Origin of the sequence: Allokutzneria oryzae (assembly GCF_042429765.1) — a bacterium.
Lineage (GTDB): Bacteria > Actinomycetota > Actinomycetes > Mycobacteriales > Pseudonocardiaceae > Allokutzneria > Allokutzneria oryzae.
In genome coordinates this window covers 464,172-483,046 of record NZ_JBHLZU010000002.1, presented here as the reverse complement: position 1 = coordinate 483,046, position 18,875 = coordinate 464,172, and the positions used below count along the sequence as shown (strand labels likewise).

The 18,875-nt window shown below is 70.6% G+C and carries 15 protein-coding genes; 6 read left to right on the top strand and 9 right to left on the bottom strand.

From position 1 onward, the window contains the following. The first annotated feature begins 1 nt into the window (after position 1). From ACFFQA_RS02545 to ACFFQA_RS02520, 6 genes are read left to right on the top strand one after another with little or no spacing between them, the layout of a single operon-like run. Positions 2-1,147 (top strand): sialidase family protein, encoded by a 1,146-nt coding sequence (locus ACFFQA_RS02545; RefSeq protein ID WP_377849915.1) that lies wholly within the window; start codon positions 2-4, stop codon positions 1,145-1,147. Beyond that, positions 1,144-2,460: an ABC transporter substrate-binding protein gene (locus tag ACFFQA_RS02540; protein ID WP_377849914.1), complete on the top strand. Its 1,317-nt coding sequence runs from the start codon at positions 1,144-1,146 to the stop codon at positions 2,458-2,460. The genes ACFFQA_RS02545 and ACFFQA_RS02540 overlap by 4 nt, the downstream gene beginning before the upstream one ends. Before the next feature lie 5 nt (positions 2,461-2,465). After that, positions 2,466-3,350: a carbohydrate ABC transporter permease gene (locus ACFFQA_RS02535; RefSeq protein ID WP_377849913.1), complete on the top strand. Its 885-nt coding sequence runs from the start codon at positions 2,466-2,468 to the stop codon at positions 3,348-3,350. Further along, positions 3,347-4,183, top strand: coding sequence for a carbohydrate ABC transporter permease (locus ACFFQA_RS02530; RefSeq protein ID WP_377849912.1), 837 nt, complete (start codon positions 3,347-3,349; stop codon positions 4,181-4,183). The genes ACFFQA_RS02535 and ACFFQA_RS02530 overlap by 4 nt, the downstream gene beginning before the upstream one ends. An 18-nt stretch (positions 4,184-4,201) precedes the next feature. Continuing rightward, positions 4,202-6,172 carry a beta-galactosidase gene (locus tag ACFFQA_RS02525; RefSeq protein ID WP_377849911.1) on the top strand — a complete coding sequence of 657 codons (1,971 nt, stop codon included), beginning with the start codon at positions 4,202-4,204 and terminating at the stop codon, positions 6,170-6,172. Between the two features lie 39 nt (positions 6,173-6,211). Next, complete coding sequence (locus tag ACFFQA_RS02520) at positions 6,212-8,776, top strand: LuxR C-terminal-related transcriptional regulator (RefSeq protein WP_377849910.1); 2,565 nt, start codon at positions 6,212-6,214, stop codon at positions 8,774-8,776. Positions 8,777-9,079: 303 nt separating this feature from the next. On the opposite strand, the gene ACFFQA_RS02515 is transcribed toward ACFFQA_RS02520, so the two are convergent. The 9 genes from ACFFQA_RS02515 to ACFFQA_RS02475 are packed head-to-tail and all read right to left on the bottom strand — an operon-like array spanning position 9,080 to position 18,807. Next, positions 9,080-10,489 carry an amidase gene (locus ACFFQA_RS02515; RefSeq protein ID WP_377849909.1) on the bottom strand — a complete coding sequence of 470 codons (1,410 nt, stop codon included), beginning with the start codon at positions 10,487-10,489 and terminating at the stop codon, positions 9,080-9,082. Positions 10,490-10,502: 13 nt separating this feature from the next. Then, entirely contained in the window at positions 10,503-11,270 is a 768-nt protein-coding gene (locus ACFFQA_RS02510) for an SDR family NAD(P)-dependent oxidoreductase (RefSeq protein ID WP_377850208.1), read from the bottom strand. A 17-nt stretch (positions 11,271-11,287) separates the two neighbouring features. After that, on the bottom strand, positions 11,288-12,724 hold the full coding sequence (locus ACFFQA_RS02505) for an aldehyde dehydrogenase family protein (RefSeq protein ID WP_377849908.1): 1,437 nt from the start codon (positions 12,722-12,724) through the stop codon (positions 11,288-11,290). Continuing rightward, positions 12,721-13,521, bottom strand: coding sequence for an ATP-binding cassette domain-containing protein (locus tag ACFFQA_RS02500; protein WP_377849907.1), 801 nt, complete (start codon positions 13,519-13,521; stop codon positions 12,721-12,723). The genes ACFFQA_RS02505 and ACFFQA_RS02500 overlap by 4 nt, the downstream gene beginning before the upstream one ends. Further along, entirely contained in the window at positions 13,518-14,489 is a 972-nt protein-coding gene (locus tag ACFFQA_RS02495) for an ABC transporter ATP-binding protein (RefSeq protein ID WP_377849906.1), read from the bottom strand. Before ACFFQA_RS02495 ends, ACFFQA_RS02500 begins: the two co-directional genes overlap by 4 nt. Then, positions 14,486-15,322 (bottom strand): ABC transporter permease, encoded by an 837-nt coding sequence (locus ACFFQA_RS02490; RefSeq protein WP_377849905.1) that lies wholly within the window; start codon positions 15,320-15,322, stop codon positions 14,486-14,488. Before ACFFQA_RS02490 ends, ACFFQA_RS02495 begins: the two co-directional genes overlap by 4 nt. Continuing rightward, positions 15,319-16,266, bottom strand: a complete 948-nt coding sequence (locus ACFFQA_RS02485; protein WP_377849904.1) for an ABC transporter permease — start codon at positions 16,264-16,266, stop codon at positions 15,319-15,321. Before ACFFQA_RS02485 ends, ACFFQA_RS02490 begins: the two co-directional genes overlap by 4 nt. Before the next feature lie 7 nt (positions 16,267-16,273). After that, positions 16,274-17,764, bottom strand: a complete 1,491-nt coding sequence (locus tag ACFFQA_RS02480) for an ABC transporter substrate-binding protein (RefSeq protein WP_377849903.1) — start codon at positions 17,762-17,764, stop codon at positions 16,274-16,276. Further along, on the bottom strand, positions 17,761-18,807 hold the full coding sequence (locus ACFFQA_RS02475; RefSeq protein ID WP_377849902.1) for an isocitrate/isopropylmalate dehydrogenase family protein: 1,047 nt from the start codon (positions 18,805-18,807) through the stop codon (positions 17,761-17,763). Before ACFFQA_RS02475 ends, ACFFQA_RS02480 begins: the two co-directional genes overlap by 4 nt. Between the last annotated feature and the right edge of the window lie 68 nt (positions 18,808-18,875).

Below are 18,875 nucleotides of genomic sequence, written 5' to 3'. Positions count from 1 at the left end.
CGTGAAGCGCGCCCTGCTCACCATCGTCCTGTTAGGACTGTCCACAGTGCCCGCGTACGCCGCTGCCCCGACTGAGACGACCGTCTTCCAGTCCGGCACGGAGGGCTACCACACCTTCCGCATCCCGGCGATCGTCAAGGCACGCGACGGAGCCCTGCTCGCCTTCGCCGAGGCACGCAGGGCCAGTGCGAGCGACACAGGTGACATCGACCTGGTCATGAAGCGCTCGACCAACGGCGGCAAGACCTGGGGCAAGGTGCAGGTGGTCGGGGACAACGGACCCAACACCTTCGGCAACCCCGCCCCGGTTGTCGATCGGCGCACCGGGCGGATCGTGCTGCTGAGCACGCACAACGCGGGCACCGCGCACGAGTCGGACATCCGCAAGGGCACGGTGAAGCCCGAGGACAGCCGTCGGGTCTTCGTGCAGCACAGCGACGACAACGGCCGGACGTGGAGCAAGGCCCGCGACATCACCCCACAGACCAAGCAGGCCGATTGGCGTTGGTACGCAACCGGTCCAGGCCACGCGATCAGCCTGCGAAGCGGACGTATGGTCGTCGCGGCCAACCACTCATCCGCCCCGCCGAGCGGCAGCTCCGACAACGGGACCGAGGCGAAGTACTACGACGCTCACCTGGTGTACAGCGACGACGGTGGACGGAACTGGCACATCGGCGCGAAGGACATCAACGCCGACGGCGTGGTGAACGGCAACGAGAGCACGGCGGCCGAGCTGCCGGACGGCCGTGTGTACGTCAACACGCGTGACCAGAACGGCACATCGGACGGGACTCGCGCGGCGACGTACAGCACGGACGGCGGGCGGAGCTTCACCGCGCCTTTCCAGCCGGTGCCCGCGCTCGTTGCTCCAGTCGTCCAGGGCAGCACACTGCAAGTCCACAATGGACCACTGCTGTTCTCCGCTCCGGGTGATCCCACCGCGCGGCAGAAGATGACCGTGCGGGCGAGCAAGGACGGCGGGAAGACCTGGCCGAAGTCCGTGGAGATCTCCACTTCGAAGGCGGCCTACTCGGATCTCGTGCAGCTCAAGGACGACAAGGTCGGGCTGCTCTACGAGACCGGGGTGACCGGGACCTACGAGCGGATCGTGTTCCACACCTTCGGGGTCGGGAGCGTGGGATGACCGCGTTGTCGCGTCGCTCAGCGTTGCGCGGCGCACTCGCCCTCGGCGCGGCCGGGCTCCTCACCGGGTGTTCGGAGTCCGGCCCGCATCCACGCCGCCTCCGAGGCCCCGGTCCCGCGCGGTTGTCGTTCTGGGCGTGGGTGCCCGGCATCGAGAAGCCTGTGGCGCTGTGGAACTCCGAGAACCCTGATGTGCGAGTTGACCTGGTCCGAATTCCGGCGGCACGCAGTGGCGGGTACGCGAAGTTCTACGCCTCCTTGGAAGCCGGGCAGCAACCGGATCTGATGCAGGCGGAGTTCTCCGAGCTGCCCGCGATGATGATGTACGGCGGCCTTGAGGAGCTGACGCAGCACGGCGGCGACCGCTACCGCTCGTCCTTTGTGGACTGGATCTGGCAGCAGGGCAGCTACGGCGGTGGCGTCTACGCGATCCCGCAGGCGTCCGGCCCGGTGGCGCTGTACTACCGCAAGGACCTGTTCGACAAGTGGGGCATCGTGCCACCGCGAACGTGGGCGGAGTACGAGGAGGCGGCGGAGCAGGTGCGCTCGCGCGACGCTCACCTCGGCACTTTTCCGCCCAACAACGGGCAGTTCATGGCCGCGTTGGCCTGGCAGGCCGGTGCGCGGTGGTTCGGCACGAAGGACCAGCGGTGGTCGGTGGACATCGACAACGAGCCGACGCGGCGGGTCGCGGACTACTGGCAGCGGCTGGTGCGGCGCGATCTGGTGAAGACCATCCCGGACAGCGGCAGTGGTTGGTACAAGGACCTCCAGGACGGCAGGACCGTCTCGTGGGTCGGCGCACACTGGGCGGACGGCGTACTGCGGGGCGGTGTCCCCAACGGCGCCGGGAAATGGGCTGTCGCACCGATGCCGCAATGGAACGACAGCGGCCCCTTCGTCGCGTCGAACCTCGGTGGGTCGAGCACAGCGGTGGTGCGCGGAACCGCGTACCCCGAGGAAGCGATGCGGTTCGCGGTGTGGCTCAACACCGATCCGCGCAGCATCGCGTTGTTGCTGGCCGGTGGCTTCGGATGGCCCGCGCTCAAGGACAACGCACATCTCGCCGAGCTCCACGCGCCGAGCGAGTACTACGGCGGGCAGACGATCAGCCAGGTCTTCGGGGCGGCCAATGCAGGCGTTGACACCGAGTGGAAGTGGGCGCCGACGACGACGCAGATGATGCAGCACCTCGCCGATGGCATGGGCAGGGCCGTTGCCGGACAAGGGAACCTGCGTGACGTCCTCCCGGAGACACAACGCAGGACCTTGCGCGACATGGAGAAGAAGGGGCTTCCGCTGAGCGCGGGGTGACAACCATGAGAAGACGACTCTCCATCGCCGGTTTCCTCGCGCCGTTCCTGGTGTTGTTCTCCGCCTTCTTCCTGTTGCCGATCGGCTACTCCATCTATCGCAGCCTGATGGTCGTCGAGCGCACCGGCCCGCTGGGGCTCGGTGGCGCCGAACAGGTCTTCGGCGGCCTGACCAACTACCTCTGGGCCGTGCAGGAACCGGGATTCCTCGCCGGGATCGGCCGGATCCTGCTGTTCGGCATCGTGCAGGTGCCGCTGATGATCGCGGGTGCCACCGTGCTCGCGTTGTTCTTGGACTCCATCGACGCGAGATGGGCAGCCGCGCGGTGGAAGGGGTTCTTCCGCGTCGCCTACTTCCTGCCCTACGGCATCCCCGGGGTGCTCGCGTCGATCCTGTGGGGATTCCTCTACACGCCGGGGATCAGCCCGTTCTCCGAGCTGCTGGGCGTGGAGATCGACTTCCTCGGCCAGGACACCGTGCTGTGGTCGATCGCCAACATCGTCACCTGGTGCTTCGCCGGGTACAACATGCTGGTCATCACCGCGCAGCTCAACGCGATCGACCCGAGCCTGTACGAGTCGGCCCGCATCGACGGCGCGACCGCGTGGCAGGTCGCGTGGCACGTGAAGCTGCCGCTGATCCGGCCCGCGCTCGTGCTCACCACGGTGTTCAGCATCATCGGCACGCTCCAGCTGTTCGCGGAACCCATGGTGCTCAAGGAGCTGTCCACCGCGATCGACGTCCGGTTCACCCCGAACCTCAGCGCGTACACCGAGGCGTTCGCGAACAACGACTACGGCCTGGCCGCCGCTCAGGCCGTGCTGCTGGCGCTGACCGCGTTCGTGCTGTCCTTCGGCTTCCTCAAGCTCGTGGCGAGGAGGGACCGGTGAAGCCGACCACGAAGATCACCGTAACCGCGTTGCTGTGCGTGGCGGCGCTGTACTTCCTGATCCCGGTGTACTGGCTGGTGATCGCCTCCACCAAGAGCACGGGCGACCTCTACGGCTCGTCCGGCTGGTGGCTGTTCAACCCCCAGCTGATCGACAACCTGACGAAGGTGTTCACCCACAACGACGGGATCTTCCTGCGGTGGGTCGGCAACACGCTGCTCTACGCGGGAGTCGGCGCGGCGGTGTCCACCTGGGTCGCCGCGGCGTGCGGCTACGCGTTGGCGAAGTTCCGGTTCCGTGGCAGGGAGACCGTGTTCAACCTGGTGTTGGGCGGCGTGCTGGTGCCGTTCACCGCGCTGGCCCTGCCGCTGTACCTGTTGTTCAGCCAGCTCGGCCTCGCCGACACCGTGTTCGCGGTGCTGCTGCCCTGCCTGGTCAGCCCGTTCGGCGTGTACCTGTGCCGGATCTACGCCGACGCGGCCGTTCCGGAGGAGCTGCTGGAGGCGGGGCGGCTCGACGGCGCGGGCGAGGCGCGGATCTTCCACACCGTGGTGCTGCGGATGATGGCGCCCGCGCTGGTGACCACGTTCCTGTTCGAGTTCGTCGGCATCTGGAACAACTACTTCCTGCCGCTGGTGATGCTCTCGGACACCGAGCTCTACCCGATCACCCTCGGACTCGCGCTGTGGCAGTCCACTTCGGACAGAGAGCCGGTCCTCACCCAGCTGACCATCGGCGGCGCGCTGGTGTCCGTGCTGCCACTGATGATCGCGATGGTGTTCCTGCAACGGTTCTGGCGTGGTGGCCTGACCCAGGGCAGCGTCAAAGGTTAGAAAGGAAGCGAGTTCACCGTGACCCTCCCCATGGGGCGAATCGCCTTCGGCGGCGACTACAACCCGGAGCAGTGGCCACGCGAGGTGTGGACCGAGGACATGCGCTTGATGCGCGGGGCGTCGGTGTCCATGGTCTCGGTCGGCATCTTCTCCTGGGCGCAGGTGGAGCCGCGCGACGGCGAGCACACCTTCGACTGGTTCGACGAGGTGATGGACAACCTGTCCGCCAACGGGATCGCCGCCTCACTGGCCACCATGACGGCCTCTCCTCCTCCGTGGCTGGCCCGGAAGCACCAGGAGATCCTGCCGGTGCTGGCCGACGGCTCCAGGATGTGGCCGGGCGGCCGGCAGGCGTACTGCCCGTCGAGCCCGGTGTACCGCGAGTACGCGACGCGGCTGGTGCGGGTGATCGCGCGGCGCTACGCCGACCACCCCGCGCTCGCCTTGTGGCACATCGGGAACGAGTACGGATGTGACACTCCGGTGTGCTACTGCGACGTCTCCGCGGAGGCGTTCCGCACGTGGCTGCGCGCCCGGTACGGCAGCGTGGCGGAGCTCAACGAGGCTTGGTCGACGACGTTCTGGTCGCAGCGCTACGACGACTTCGCCGAGGTGCTGCCGCCCCGTCAAGTCCCGGCCTTCAACAACCCCACCCAGCAGCTGGACTTCGCCCGCTTCTCCTCCGACGAGCTGCTTGGCTGTCTGCTGGCGGAGAAGGCGGTCATCCGCGAGCTGACCCCTGACGTCCCGGTCACCACGAACTTCGCGGGCTACTCGCACGCGTTGGACCTGCGGCGGTGGGCCGAGGAGCTGGACGTGGTCAGCTTCGACTCCTACCCCGAGCCCTTCGACTCGCGCGCCCATGTCGAGGCGGGGCTGACCTACGACATCTACCGCGGCGCTCGCGGCGGCCAGCCGTGGTTGCTGATGGAGCAGGCGCCGAGCGCGGTGAACTGGCGGGAACGCAACGCCGCCAAGGAACCCGGGCAGATGCGGCTGTGGAGCTGGCAGGCCGTGGCCCAGGGCGCCGACGCCATCATGTACTTCCAGTGGCGGCAGTCCAGGGGCGGTGCGGAGAAGTTCCACTCCGCGATGGTTCCGCACGCTGGGCCGGGCTCCCAGTTGCACCGGGACGTGGCCGCACTCGGTGCGGAGCTGGCGTCGCTGCCGGAGATCGTCGGGACACGACCGCGCAACGATGTCGCTTTGGTCCTGGACTGGGCGAGCTGGCGCGCGCTGGAGCTGGACGCCCGTCCATCAAGTGATGTAAAGCAGATCGACGCTTTGCTGGCACACCATGCGCCACTGTTCGACGCCAACGTCGGTTGCGACGTCGTGAGCCCGGCCGACGACCTCGGCGCCTACCGCCTCGTCGTGGTGCCGAACCTGTACCTGGTCAGCGAGGCCGACGCGGCGCGGCTGACCGAGTACGTGCGGACCGGCGGTCACCTGCTGGTGTCGTTCTTCTCCGGCATCGTCGACGAGTCCGACCGCGTGCACCTCGGCGGTTATCCGGCACCGTTCCGCGAGCTGCTGGGCTTGCGGGTCGAGGAGTTCCTGCCGCTGGACACCGGATCCGCGCTCCAGGTCGAGCTGCTGGGACAGACCGGCGGCGCGATGTTGTGGTCGGAGCGGATCGTCACGGAGGGCGCGGAGGTGTTGGGGCGCTTCGATGACGGCACTCCCACGCTCACCAGGGCGAAGTTCGGCCAGGGCGTCGCGTGGTACCTCGGCACCCGGCCCGATCCCGGGCTGATGCGAGCGCTTTCCGACCACGTCGTCGCCGAGGCGGGTGTCGAACCCGTGCTCGCCGGGCTGCCGAGCGGCGTCCAGGCGGCGCGGCGGGGCGAGTTCCTCTTCCTGCTCAACCACAATCCGCATGGGTCCACTGTGGACGTGGACCGTCCGATGACCGACCTGCTCTCGCCGGGGAAGGGTGCGGCGAAGCGCGTGGAGCTCCCGGCGAGGGGGGTTGCCGTGCTGCGATAGGGGTTGGCGGGTCCGTCCGGGCGGCTAGACTCGGCGGCGATGACCGCTGGGAGCCAAGAGGATTGGCCGCTCATCGGCCGTTCCGCCGAGCTGGGCTCCATCGCGGCGGTGCTGCGGCGCGGCGAGCGGGGCGGAGTGCTGCTCACCGGCGAGGCCGGGATCGGCAAGTCCCGGCTGGCCAGGGCGGTGCTCCAGCGCTGCCGCGAGGACGGGATGCTGGTGGTCACGGCCACCGGTTCCGAGGCGACGCGGGAGATGCCCTTCGCCGCGGTCGCGAACTGGCTGCCGGAGGGCGCCCCGCCGAGCACGCGCGCGGACTTCTTCGGCGCCGCGACCCGGCGGCTGCGCTCGGCGGCCGACGGGCGCAGGATCGTGCTGGGCCTGGACGACGCGAACTTCCTCGACGACGTCTCGGCCGCCCTGGTCCAGCACCTGGTGACCACGGTGGACGCCCGGCCGCTCGCCACCGCGCGCGGCGAGGCCGCCGGACGCGAGCCGGTCGCGGCGCTGCGCAGGCGGGGCCTTGTCGAGGTGTTCGAGGTGCGGGCGCTGACCGGCGGCGAGGTCGGCGAGCTGCTGCGCGGCGTGCTCGGCGGCCCGGTCGACGGGCTGACCTCGGAGCTGTTGTGCCGCAACACCCAGGGCAACCCGCTGTTCCTGCGGCACCTGATCGACTCCGGCCTGGAGACCGGGGCGCTCGCCGAGCGCGACGGGGTCTGGTGCTGGAGCGGCCCGCTGACCGCGCACACCCGCCTCGGCGACGCGGTCGCGGCGGCCATCGGCACGCTCACCGAGGCGGACGCGGAGGCGATGGAGTACATCGCGCACGCCGAGCCGGTCGAGGCCGGGGTCCTGGAGCGGCTGGTGCCGGCACGGGTGCTGGAGGGCCTGGAGTCCCGGTCGTTGATCACCGTCGAGCCGGGCGGCAGCCGCCTGCTGGTGCGCTGCGCCCACCCGCTCTACAGCGAGGTCACCCGCGCGCGGACCGGCAGGCTGCGCCAGCGGCGGGTCTTCCAGCGGCTCGCGGGCGTGGCGGCGGGGCCGGACGAGGACCGGCTGCGGCTGGTCGACTGGCGGCTGCGGGCGGGGATGGCGGTCTCCGACGACCAGGTGCTCGGCGCGGCCGAGGACGCGCTGACCCGCTGCGACCCGCGACTGGCCGAGGAGCTGGCGCGGCAGGTCCCGCGCCGGGCCGCGGTCGGCGTGCTCGGCCAGGCACTGGTGGCGCAGGGCAAGGCGGAGGAGGCGGAGTCGCTGCTGCGGTCGGCGACCACCGGCGATCTGATCGCGGTCCGGGCGATCAACCTGCTGTGGGGCCTGCGCAGGCCGGAGGCCGCCGAGGAGGTGGTGCGCACCGCGGCGGTGGCGGCCCCGGAGCTCGGCGTCGCGGAGCTGGCGATCGACTTCTTCGGCAAGGGCGCCATCCGCGCGGTGGGCCGTGCCCAGCTGGAGTCGGTGAACCCGGTGGTGGCGGGCGCGGCGGCCACGCTCAGCGCCTACCTGCGCACCTTCGCCGGACAGCCGGGACAGGTGGTCGCGGAGTTCGGGGAGCTCGGCCTGTCCCACGTCTGGGCCTCGTTGCGCGGCGCGGCGCGCGCCTGCCACCTGCACGCGCTCACCCTGACCGGCAGGCCGCGCGAGGCGCTGCGCACGGCGGAGCGCTACTACGCGGAGGCGATCGCCGAGGGCGACCCGGCGGAGGTGGCCCTGATCGCCCTGGAGCGCGGGGTGTGCGAGTCGTGGTCGGGCCGGGTCCGGAACGCGCTGCCGCACCTGCGGGAGGCGCGCGCCCTGGTCACCGACGCGATGCCGTTCCCGATCCAGGCGTACGTGGTCAGCGAGTACGCGGCGTGCGTGTCGGCGCTGCGCGAGCCGGAGCAGACGACGGAGCTGATCGCCGAGGCACGGGCGCGGATGCCGCGGCGCTCCGGGCTCAGCGACCACATGACCTTCGGTGAGATCAGGGTGCTGGCCAACTCCGGTCAGACGGCCCACGCGGCGAACCTGGTGGAATCCTTGGTGCACAGGCAGATCGCGACCGGTCGGCTGACCAACGCGGTGGAGTGCCAGTACTACCTGTGCCGCCTCCGCCCGTCGGTCCAGGCCGCGGAGCTGCTCACGGAATTGGCCGCGCGCTGCGACAGCCCGGCGTTCCCCCTCTTCGCCGAACACGCCCGCACCCTGGCGACCGGCGACGTCGGAGGGCTTGAGTCCGTGGCGACGCGCATGGCGGAACTCGGTTACCACGGCATGGCGCTGGAGGCGGCGACGGCGGGCGCGGACGTGGCCGCGGCCAAGGGCGACTCGCGGGCGGCGGCCAGGCTGGGGCGAGTGGCGGAGCAGCAGCTGGCGGAGTGCGGTGGTTTCCGGCGGGTGTGGCTCGGACCGGTGACCGGTCCGCAACCGCTGACCGCGCGGGAACGCGAAGTGTGCGAACTGGCGGTCGCCGGGCTGGACAACGCCGGTATCGCCGCGAGGCTGGCGGTGTCGGTGCGGACCGTGGGGAACCACCTGCAGCACGCCTACGCCAAGCTCGGCGTGCGCAGGCGAACCGACCTCGCCGCGGCCCTGGAACTCCCCGTCCTGCCAGGGCTGCCGCTGTAGCCGGCCAGCAGCGCCGGGCTGACCGGCTACCGCCGACTCCCCCCGCCTGACCGGCTACCGCCGACTCCCCATCCGCTACGAACGCCACGCCACCTCACCACCCCCCTCAGTTCGCGTTTTGTAGCCTTAATGCGAAATGAGAGCGCTCTTTTGCGCAACAAGGTGACAAAACGCGAAACCCTCGACCACGCCAGCCAGGCCCACGCGCACATGGGGGCACGGGGGTGGAGCCCTACGGCGAGGAGGGCGAGGTTCGTGGGCCAGCCGCCGTTGCTGCCCAAGGGGCAACCCCGGCGACCCCGCCTATTCGTTGGTGGAGCGGGCGATCCGGTCGGGGCTCGGCCACGGCGGCTGAGCCGGGCGCAGCCGCTCGTACATCCGGACCAGCCCGAGCACCCCGACGTCGTCGAAGCGGTTACCGGCGATCTGCAGCCCGATCGGCAGGCCGTCTCCGGTGAACCCGCAGTTGACCGACGCGGCGGGCTGGCCGGACATGTTGTACGCCACGGTGAACGCGATGTGCTCGAAGGGAGCGAGCGGATCGTTGGTGGGGGCGGCCAGCTCCGCGGCGAAAGCGGGCACCGGGGACACCGGTGAGAGCACGTAGTCGAAGCGCCGCATCATCCGCTCGGCCGCGACGGCCATCGCGTCCATCTGGCTGAAACCCCGGTACACCCGGGTTCCGGAGAGCCCCGCGCCGCTCTCCACCCACTCGCGGATGAACGGCAGCACCAGATCACGCCGCTGCTGCGGCATCTCCGCGAAGTCGGACCAGAACCGCATGCGCCAGAAGTCGTTGAGACCGTCCAGCATCTCCCGCGTGATGGTCGGGCCGACCGGTTCGACGGCCGCGCCCGCGGCCTCGAAGGCCCGCGCCGCCTCGGTGACAGCCGCGGTGACCTCGGGGTCCACCGGCAGGCCGAACCCCGCGTCCAGTTGCAGGCCGATGCGCAGGCCGCGCGGGTGGACCGGCGGGCACCGCCAGTCCAGTTCCTGCGGCGGCAGGCTGAGGTGGTCCCTGGTGTCCGGTTTGGACAGTACGGACATCAGCAGCGCGGCGTCCACGGCGAGCCTGGTCATCGGGCCCACCACCCGCCCGGGGTAGGGCGGGTCCACCGGCACCCGGCCGAAGCTGGGCTTGAGCCCGACCAGCCCGCACCACCCGGCTGGCAGCCGGATCGACCCGCCGATGTCGGTGCCGATGTGCAGCGGACCGTATCCCGCCGCGCCGGCCGCGCCGGCGCCCGCGCTGGAGCCGCCGGGGCCTTTGCCGGTGTCCCAGGGGTTCCTGGCCACCGGGTGGAAGCTGGACAGGCCGGAGGAGAGCATCCCGTAGTCGGGCATGGTGGTCTTCGCGAAGATCACCGCGCCTTCCTCGCGCAGCCGGGCGGCGGCGGGCGCGTCGGCCTCGGCGGGCCGCAGCTCCGTCGCGGCGGTGCCCAGCGGCGTCGGGGTGCCCCTGGTGGCCACGTTCTCCTTGACGGTGACCGGCAGCCCGTCAAGCGCCCCAACGGGTTCCTGCCGCCGCCAGCGCTGCTCCGACGCCTTGGCCGCGGCCCTGGCGCCCTCGGCGTCGAGGGCGTAGGTGGCCCGCAGCACGGGCTCGCACCGCTCGACCCTGGCGAGCACCGCCTCGATCATCTCGACCGGCGACACCGCCCCGGACCGGAACATCACGAGGGCCTCGACGGCTCCCAGGTCGGCCAGCTCCACCGGCGCACCCCTCTCAGTTCGGCGGGTCGAATCGGCCGTCGACCGCCGTCCACCCGCCGTCGACGGCCAGAACCGAGCCGGTGACGAACGTGGAGGCGTCGGAAGCCAGGTACACCACGGCTCCCGCGAGCTCCTGCGGCAGCGCCCACCGACCCAGCGCGCCCTTGGCAGCATAGGCCCGGTACCAGTCCGGGCTGGCTTTGATCTGGGCAGTCAGCGGGGTTTCGACCACACCCGGAGCAACCGCGTTCACTCGGACGCCTGATGGTCCGAACTCGGCGGCGGCGGTGCGCACCAGCTGCACCAGGCCCGCCTTGGTCGCCGCGTAGACGCCCTGGCCCGGTTCGACCGTGTTCGCCCGGATCGAGGAGAAACCGATGATGGAGCCACGACCGCGCCGGGTCATCGGCCCGCCGAAGGCGCGGAACACGTCGAAGGTCGCGCGTAGGTTCAGCGACATCACCTTGTCGAAGTCCTCGCGCGTGTAGTCCAGCAGTCGTTTGCGCACGTTGGTCGCGGCGGTCAGCACCAGCCCGTCCACCTCGCCGAGGTCGCTCGCGGCGGCGTCCACCGCGTCCGCGTCCAGCACGTCGAGCTCGTACGGGCGTGCGTCCCCGATCAGCTCGGCGGTCTCCGTCGCGGCGGCGAGATCCCGGTCCCCGCAGACGACCTCGGCGCCCTGCGCGGCCAACGCCCGCGCCGACTCCCTGCCGATTCCGCTGCCCGCGCCGAGCACGACGACCCGCTTGCCGTCCAGCCGGAAGAGCTTCGAGTAGTCCACTTCGGACCCTCCCATCGTCACGCGGGCCGGATAACGGCCATCCTGGTCACGGTCAGTTCCTCGATCGCGAAGCGCGGCCCCTCCCGGCCCGCCCCGGAGTCCTTGACACCGCCGTAGGGCATCACGTCCGACCGGAAGCCCGGCACCTCGTTCACCACGACACCGCCGACCTGGAGTCGCTCAACGGCCTCGAACGCGGTCTTGAGCGAACGCGTGAAAACGCTGGCGTGCAAACCGTAGCGCGACGCGTTGACCACATCGATCGCTTCGTCCACATCGGACACAGTGCGCACGCAGACCACCGGACCGAAGATCTCCTCGTCCCAGCAGTCCACCCCGTCGGGCACATCCGCGAGCACGGTCGGTTCGATCACACCGTCCACTTCGGAACCACCAGCGAGCAGCTTCGCCCCTGCGGCGCGCGCGGCCTCGATCCAGTCGAGCACCCGTCGCGTCGACCTCTCGTCGATGAGCGCGGACACCCTGGTCTTCTCCTCGCGCGGGTCACCGACGACGACCTCGCCAAGGCGGTCAAGCACCCGTGAGAGGACTTGCTCCGCAACGGATTCCACGACGATCAGGCGTTGGACGGAGATGCACGCCTGACCGGAGGCGTAGAACCCGCCGCGCAGCACGGCATCCGCCGCCGCGTCCAGGTCGGCGTCGTCGGCGACGACCAGTGCGGCGTTGGAACCCAGCTCCAGCAAGGTTTTCCTGGGCGCGGCGGCACGGGCGATGCGGTGGCCGACAGCGGCGGAGCCGGTGAACGACACGGCTCCCAACCTCGGGTCGGTCACCAACGCCGAGCCCACCTCGGCGTCGCCGGTGACGAGCTGCGCGATCTCGGCGGGCGCGCCTTCCGCCGCGGCGGCCTCGCGCACCAGGTGCAGCAACCACAGCGTCGCCAACGGCGTCTGCGGCGCGGGTTTGCACACGATCGGGCACCCCGCTGCGATCGCGGGGGCGATCTTGTGCGTGGCGAGCAGCAACGGGTAGTTGAACCCGGCGATCCCGACCACGACACCGATCGGCTTGCGGGTCCAGAACCCGATCAGTCCGTCACCGGAGGGCAGCAGGTCCAGCGGCACGGTCTCGCCGTGCAACCGCGCGACCTCCTCGGCCGCCGCCGACAAGGTGACGAGCGTTCTCGCTACCTCAACCTTGCAGTCCACCAAGGGTTTCCCGGTCTCCAGGACCAGCAGGTCCTCGAACTCGGCGCGCCGTTGCGCCACGGCGTCGTGGACGCGCAGCAGCACGGAGCGGCGCACGCGCGAGGACAGCGCGGCGATCCGCGGCGCGGCGGCGACGGCGTGGTCGATCGCGGCGCGAGCCTGCGCCGGAGTGCCCACCGGCGCCTGCGCCACTTCGCTTCCGTCGTAAGGAAACCGGATCGTCTCGGTGCGCTCCGCCGGAACCCATCCGGCTCCGATCGGCAGTCCTTCTGGGTAGCTCATTCGGAAAACCTCCGCAGCGCTGTTCGCAGTGTCGGCACTGCCGCGATCAGTTCGCGGGTGTACTCGTGTCGGGGTGCTTCGTAGATCTCCTCGGCCGCGCCCATCTCGACGATCTCTCCGGAGCGCATCACCGCCACGGTGTCGCAGACGTGGCGTACCACCGAGAGGTCGTGCGAGACGAACACCAGGGTCAGCGAGAACCGCTCGACCAGGTCGGCGAGCAGGTTGAGGATCTGCGCCCGCACCGAGACGTCCAGGGCGCTGACCGGCTCGTCGGCGACCAGGACGCTCGGGTTCGGCGCGAGGGCGCGGGCGATGGAGATCCGCTGCCGCTGGCCGCCGGAGAACTGGTGCGGGTACCGGTCGGCGGACCGCTCCGGAAGGCCGACCGCGTCCAGCAGCTCCGTGAGCCGCCCGGCCGGGTCGGAGTGCCCTTGCGCGACAAGGGGTTCGCAGATGATGTCGCGGACCCGCATCCTGGGGTCCAGCGATCCCATCGGGTCCTGGAAGACCACCTGGAGCTCGCGCCGCAGGAACTTCAGGCGCCGCTCCGGGAGCCCGGTGATGTCCTCGCCCTGGAAGGAGATCGTGCCCGAGGTGGGCTTGTCCAGGGCGGCGAGCAACCGGATCAGCGTGGACTTGCCGGACCCGGACTCCCCCACCACGCCGAACCGCGTCCGGGTCGGCAGGTCGAACGACACCCCGCGCAGCGCTTCGACCTGCGTCCCCGGAGTGGTCAGCGCGGTCCGCGGCCGCCGGTAGACCCGCCGCAGATCGCGCACTTCGATGACGTTCACGCGCGACCTCCAACGGGATGCCAGCAGGCGAACCCTCGATCGTCCACTTCGGACAGATCAGGAACCTCGGCGCACTGCCCGGACGCGTCGGTGCAGCGGTTGCGGAACACGCACCCTCCTGGGAAGTCCCCGGCCCCGGGGACGGCACCGGGGATCGTCCGCAGCCGTCCGCGTTCGTCAACGGCCTCCAGGTCGGACGCGTCGAGCAGACCACGGGTGTACGGGTGACGCGGCGCGGTGAAGACCTCCCTGACCGGCCCCGACTCCACCAACCGCCCGCCGTACATCACCAGCACCCGCTCGCAGGTCTGCGCGACCACGGCCAGGTCGTGCGTGATGAACAGCAGCGCCGTGCCGCGCTCCTCCGTCGCCGTCCGGATCAGCTCCAGCATCCGGGCCTGGACGGTGACGTCGAGCGCCGTGGTCGGCTCGTCGCAGATCAGCACGGCGGGGTCGTTGGCGAGCGCGATGGCGAGCATCACGCGCTGCCGCTGGCCGCCGGAGAGCTGGTGCGGGTAGGCGCGCGCGATCTCGCGGGGCTCTGGCAGCCGCACCTGACCGAACAGGTCCACCGCGGCGGCGCGCGCGGTGGCCTTGTCCGGTCGTGTCCCGTGGACGAGCATGACCTCGGCCACCTGGTCGCCCACGCGCATGGACGGGTTGAGCGCGGTCATCGGCTCCTGGAAGACCATCGCCATGCGCCGCCCGCGAATCCGCGCGAACTGCTTCTCCGAGGCACCGACGAGATCGTGGTCCACTCCGGACACCCGGACCGACCCGCTCGCGCGCACCTCCTCCGGCAGCAGCCCCATCACCGCGGTCGCGGTCAGCGACTTGCCGGAGCCGGACTCCCCGATGAGCCCGACCCGCTCCCCCGCGGCCACGGCGAAGGACACCCCGCCGACCAGTCCGATGCCGCCGACGCTCAGCTCAAGCCCCTCCACCGCGAGGGCAGGGTCCGCGCTCACCGGCGCACCTCCAGTCTGGGGTCGTAGCGGTCGCGGAGGCCGTCGCCGAGCAGGTTGAACCCGAGCACCGCGAGCGCGATCGCGGCTCCGGGCACCAGCGCCAGCCGGGGCTCCACCGCCAGCAGCTCCTGCGACTCCTGCAACATCCGGCCCCACGACGGCGTCGGCGGACGGGTGCCGAAACCGAGGAACGACAACGCCGCCTCGGAGAGCACCGCGATCGCGAACGACACCGAGGACTGGACGATCACCAGCCCACCGATGTTCGGCAGCACGTGCCGCACGGCGATCGCCGTCCTCGACCGGCCCGCCGACCGCGCCGCGAGCACGTACTCGGTGTTCAGCACGCCGAGGGTGCCGCTGCGGGCGATGCGCGCGAACGACGGCACGGTCGCGATGCCGATCGCGATCATCGCCGTGAACGTGTCCGCACCGAACACCGCGCCGAACACGATCGCCAGCAGCAGAGCCGGAAACGCCAGCACCAGGTCGTTGACCCGCATCACGAGCTCGCCGAGCCACCTGGGCGCCATCGCCGCGAACACCCCGAGCGGGGTGCCGACCAGCGCGGCGACCCCGACCGCGACCACGCCGACGAACAGCGTCGTGCGCGCGCCGACCATGAGCTGGCTGGCCAGGTCCCGGCCGAACTTGTCCGTGCCGAACAGGTTGTCGCCACTGGGACCACGCAGTCGCTGTGCCGCGTCGACCAGGGTCGGGTCGTGCGGAGTCCACAGGAACGACACGAGCGCCGTCACCACGACCATACCCACCAGGCCCAGCCCGACCCACAGGCTCGGGCTGGCCGACCGCCGGACCGTCATCGCCGTCATGACGCCTGCCTCAGTCGAGGGTTGAGCACCGTGTACAGCACGTCCACCACGAAGTTCACCAGCAGCACCGCCACCACGAGGACGAGCACGATTCCCTGCACTGTCAACAGGTCCCGGTTGGCTACCCCGTCGAGCAACATGCTGCCGAGCCCGGGGATCACGAAGACCCGCTCGATCACAACCGCACCGATCAGCAGCGTGGCGAGCTGGAGTCCCAACACGGTCACCACGGGCACCGACGCGTTGCGCAGCCCGTGCCGCATCAGCGCGCGATAGGGCGTCAAACCCTTGGCGCGAGCGGTTCTCAGGTAGTCCTCGCGCAGCACGTCGATCACCGCCGACCGGACGTACCGGGTCAGGACGGCGCCCTGGACGAGGCCGAGCGAGAGCGCGGGCAGCACCAGTCCGCTGAGGAACGCCACCGGGTCGACGACCGGCGGTGTCCATCCGCCGGAGGGCAGCCACCGCAGCTGCACGGCGAAGACCTGCACGAGCACGATCGCCGCCAGGAAGCCGGGGACCGCGACGCCGAGCTGGCTGATCCCGGAGACCACCGAGCCGCTGGCGCGGCGGTGCCGGACCGCCGCGAACACCCCGGCAGGCAACGCGATCACCAGCGCGACCAGCATCCCGGCTCCGACCAGCCACGTGGTGACGCCGAGCCGGTCGAGCAGCTGCGGCCCGATCGGCTCGCGGGTCACGTAGGAGCGGCCGAAGTCGCCGGAGAGCACGCCGCCGATCCACTCGAAGTACTGCGTGAGCAGGGGTCGGTCGATGCCGAACTCCTGACGGGTCTTCGCGAGCAGGTCCGGTGTCGCGTTCACACCGAGCGCGACCTGCGCCGGGTCACCCGGCAGCACCGCGAGCAGCCCGAAGACGGCGGCGGAGGCGACGAGCACGCTCACCACGAAGATCAGCGTGCGGCGGAGCATCTGGACGGCCATGGCGTGATCAGCTCCCCACCCGGCGCAGCAGGGTCAGGTCGAAGGACTCGCTGATCTGGTTCAGCGGCAGCCCTCCGACCTTCTTCTTGGCGACGATCATGTTGGGGAACAGGAACAACCAGCACGCGGCGGCGTCGTTGGCCAGCGTCGCCGCGACCTCGCGCATGGCGCTCACCTGCTGCTCGGCGCTGCCCCGGTCGGCCTCGGCCAGCAGCTGGCGCACGCGCGGGCTGTCGTAGCCCCAGTAGTACTCGGCGTTGCCGAAGGTGGTGATGTCGCGCGGCTCGACGTGCTGCACGATCGACATGTCGAAGTCGTGCTCGGTGAACACCGACTTCAGCCACACGGCGGGGAAGTCGAGCGGTTCGATGGTGACGCCGACCCCGATCTTGTTCAGCTCCGACTTGACGACCTGGGCGGAGGACACCGCGTACGGCAGGTTCGGGATGCGCAGCCGCAGGTTCAGGTTCCGTTGCCCCGCATCGGCGAGCAGCTGCCTCGCGTGCTCGGGGTGGTAGGCGTTGACACCGGTGAGGTCGGTGTACCAGGGGTCGGTTCGCGGCACCATGCTGCCGATGAGCTCGCCCCGGCCCGCCCACGCGGTGTCCAGCAGCGCCCGCCGGTCGATCGCCTGGGTCAGCGCCCGCCGCACCCGGACGTCGTCGAGCGGGGCCTTGCGGCCGTTGAAGGACAGCACGACCTCGCCGTTGGTGATGCCCTGGGTCACGGTGAACCGCGTGTCGGCTTCGAACTGCGGCATCGAGTCCGGCGCGGTGACCGCGCTGATGACGTCGATGCCGTTGCTGAGCAACGCGTTGTTCAGCGCGGTGGCGTCCTTGAAGTACCGCAGGTAGACCGTCTCGTACGCGGGCTTCACGCCCCAGTAGCGGGGGTTGGCCTTCAACGTGATCGACGAGCCGCGGTTGCGCGCGGCGACGTCGTACGGCCCGGTCCCCACAGGGTCGTTGGCCAGGTCCGCGACCCCGTCCGGGGTGAACATCGCGCCGATCCGCGTTGTCATGTCGAAGAGCCAGTTGTTGCTGGGGCGGCTGAGCACCACCCGCGCCTTCGTCGGCGAGAGCACGTCCACCCGGCTGACAACGTCCATTTTGGACTTCTGCGAGATGCTCCACGCGGCGGACTTGACCCGCTCGACGCTGAACTTGACGCTCTCGGCGGTGAAGGGACGGCCGTTGCTGAAGAAAGCGTTGGAACGCAAGGAGAAGTCGTAGACCAGGCGGTCCGGGCTGACCGTCCACGACTCGGCGAGCAGCGGCCGGACCTCGCCCTTCTCGTCGAGCTTCACCAGCCCCTCGTAGACGTTGTAGAGCAACGCCTGCGGGATCGCCGTTCCGTCGCTGCGGGTGAAGTCGAAGTTGGCGGGTTCGGCGGTGAAGCCGATCGTGATCGCGGACGGGTCGCTCGGCGTGGACGCGGTGGAGCCCGCCGAACAGCCCGCGACGAGGACGGCGACCAGGAGCAGGGCGAGCGCTCTCATCCGACACCACCGAGCACGGCCTCCGCGAGCCTGGTCGTGGTGCCGGAACCGCCGATGTCGGGCGTGTGGTTGGCCGGATCGCGCAGTGCGTCGGCGATCGCGTCCCGGACCCGCGCGGCGGCGTTCGGCAGGCCGGAGTCCTCCAGCAGCATCGCCCCGGAGAGCATGCACGCCACCGGGTTCGCCACTCCCCTGCCCACGATGTCCGGAGCGGAGCCGTGCACCGGCTCGTAGATGCCGGGTGCGCGGCCGGGCGCGACGTTGGCGCTCGGAGCCATGCCCATGCCCCCGGCGAGCACGGCGGCGAGGTCGGAGAGGATGTCGCCGAAGAGGTTGCTGCACAACAGGACGTCGAGCCCGCGCGGCTTCTGGATCATGCGTGCGGCCATGGCGTCGACGAGCACGTGCTCGCACTCGACGTCGGGATAGGAGACGGCGATCTCCTCCACCACGGCGTCCCACAGCGTGTAGCCGAAGCGCATCGCGTTGGACTTCGTGACCAGCGCGAGACGGCCGGAACGTGCTTGTGCCGCACGGAAAGCGTGGTGGGCGGCGCGTTCGATCACCGGGCGGGAGTGCACCGCGACCTCGACCCCGAGCTCTCCGGGGCGGCCCCGGTGCACCCGGCCGCCGACGCCCGCGTACTCGCCCTCGGTGTTCTCCCGGACGATCAGCAGGTCGATGTCGCGGTCATCGCGCAACGCCGTGGTCACGCCGTCCCAGCTGCGCACGGGACGCAGGTTCACGGCGAGGTCCAGCTGCTGCCGCAGGGCGATGATCAGCCCCCACACCAGCTCGTGGTCGGGCACGTCCGGCCTGCCGACCGCGCCGAAGAGCACGGCGGCCCGGTCCGAGACGATCTCCGCGGCGTCGGCGGGCATCGGCGCGCCGGTGCGCAGGTGGTGCTCCCCGCCCCAGTCCAGGTCGAGCACGTCCAGCTCGGCGCCTTCGGCGCGCGCGGCCGCGTGCAGCACGGGGAGGGTGGCCGCGACGACCTCCGGCCCGATCCCGTCCCCGGGGATGACGGCGATCTTCAGCTTCATTGCACCCCTGTTTCGGCTGGTCGGCGGTAGCCGGTCTACTGGTCAGACCAGTAGGCTGTGTGCGGTGG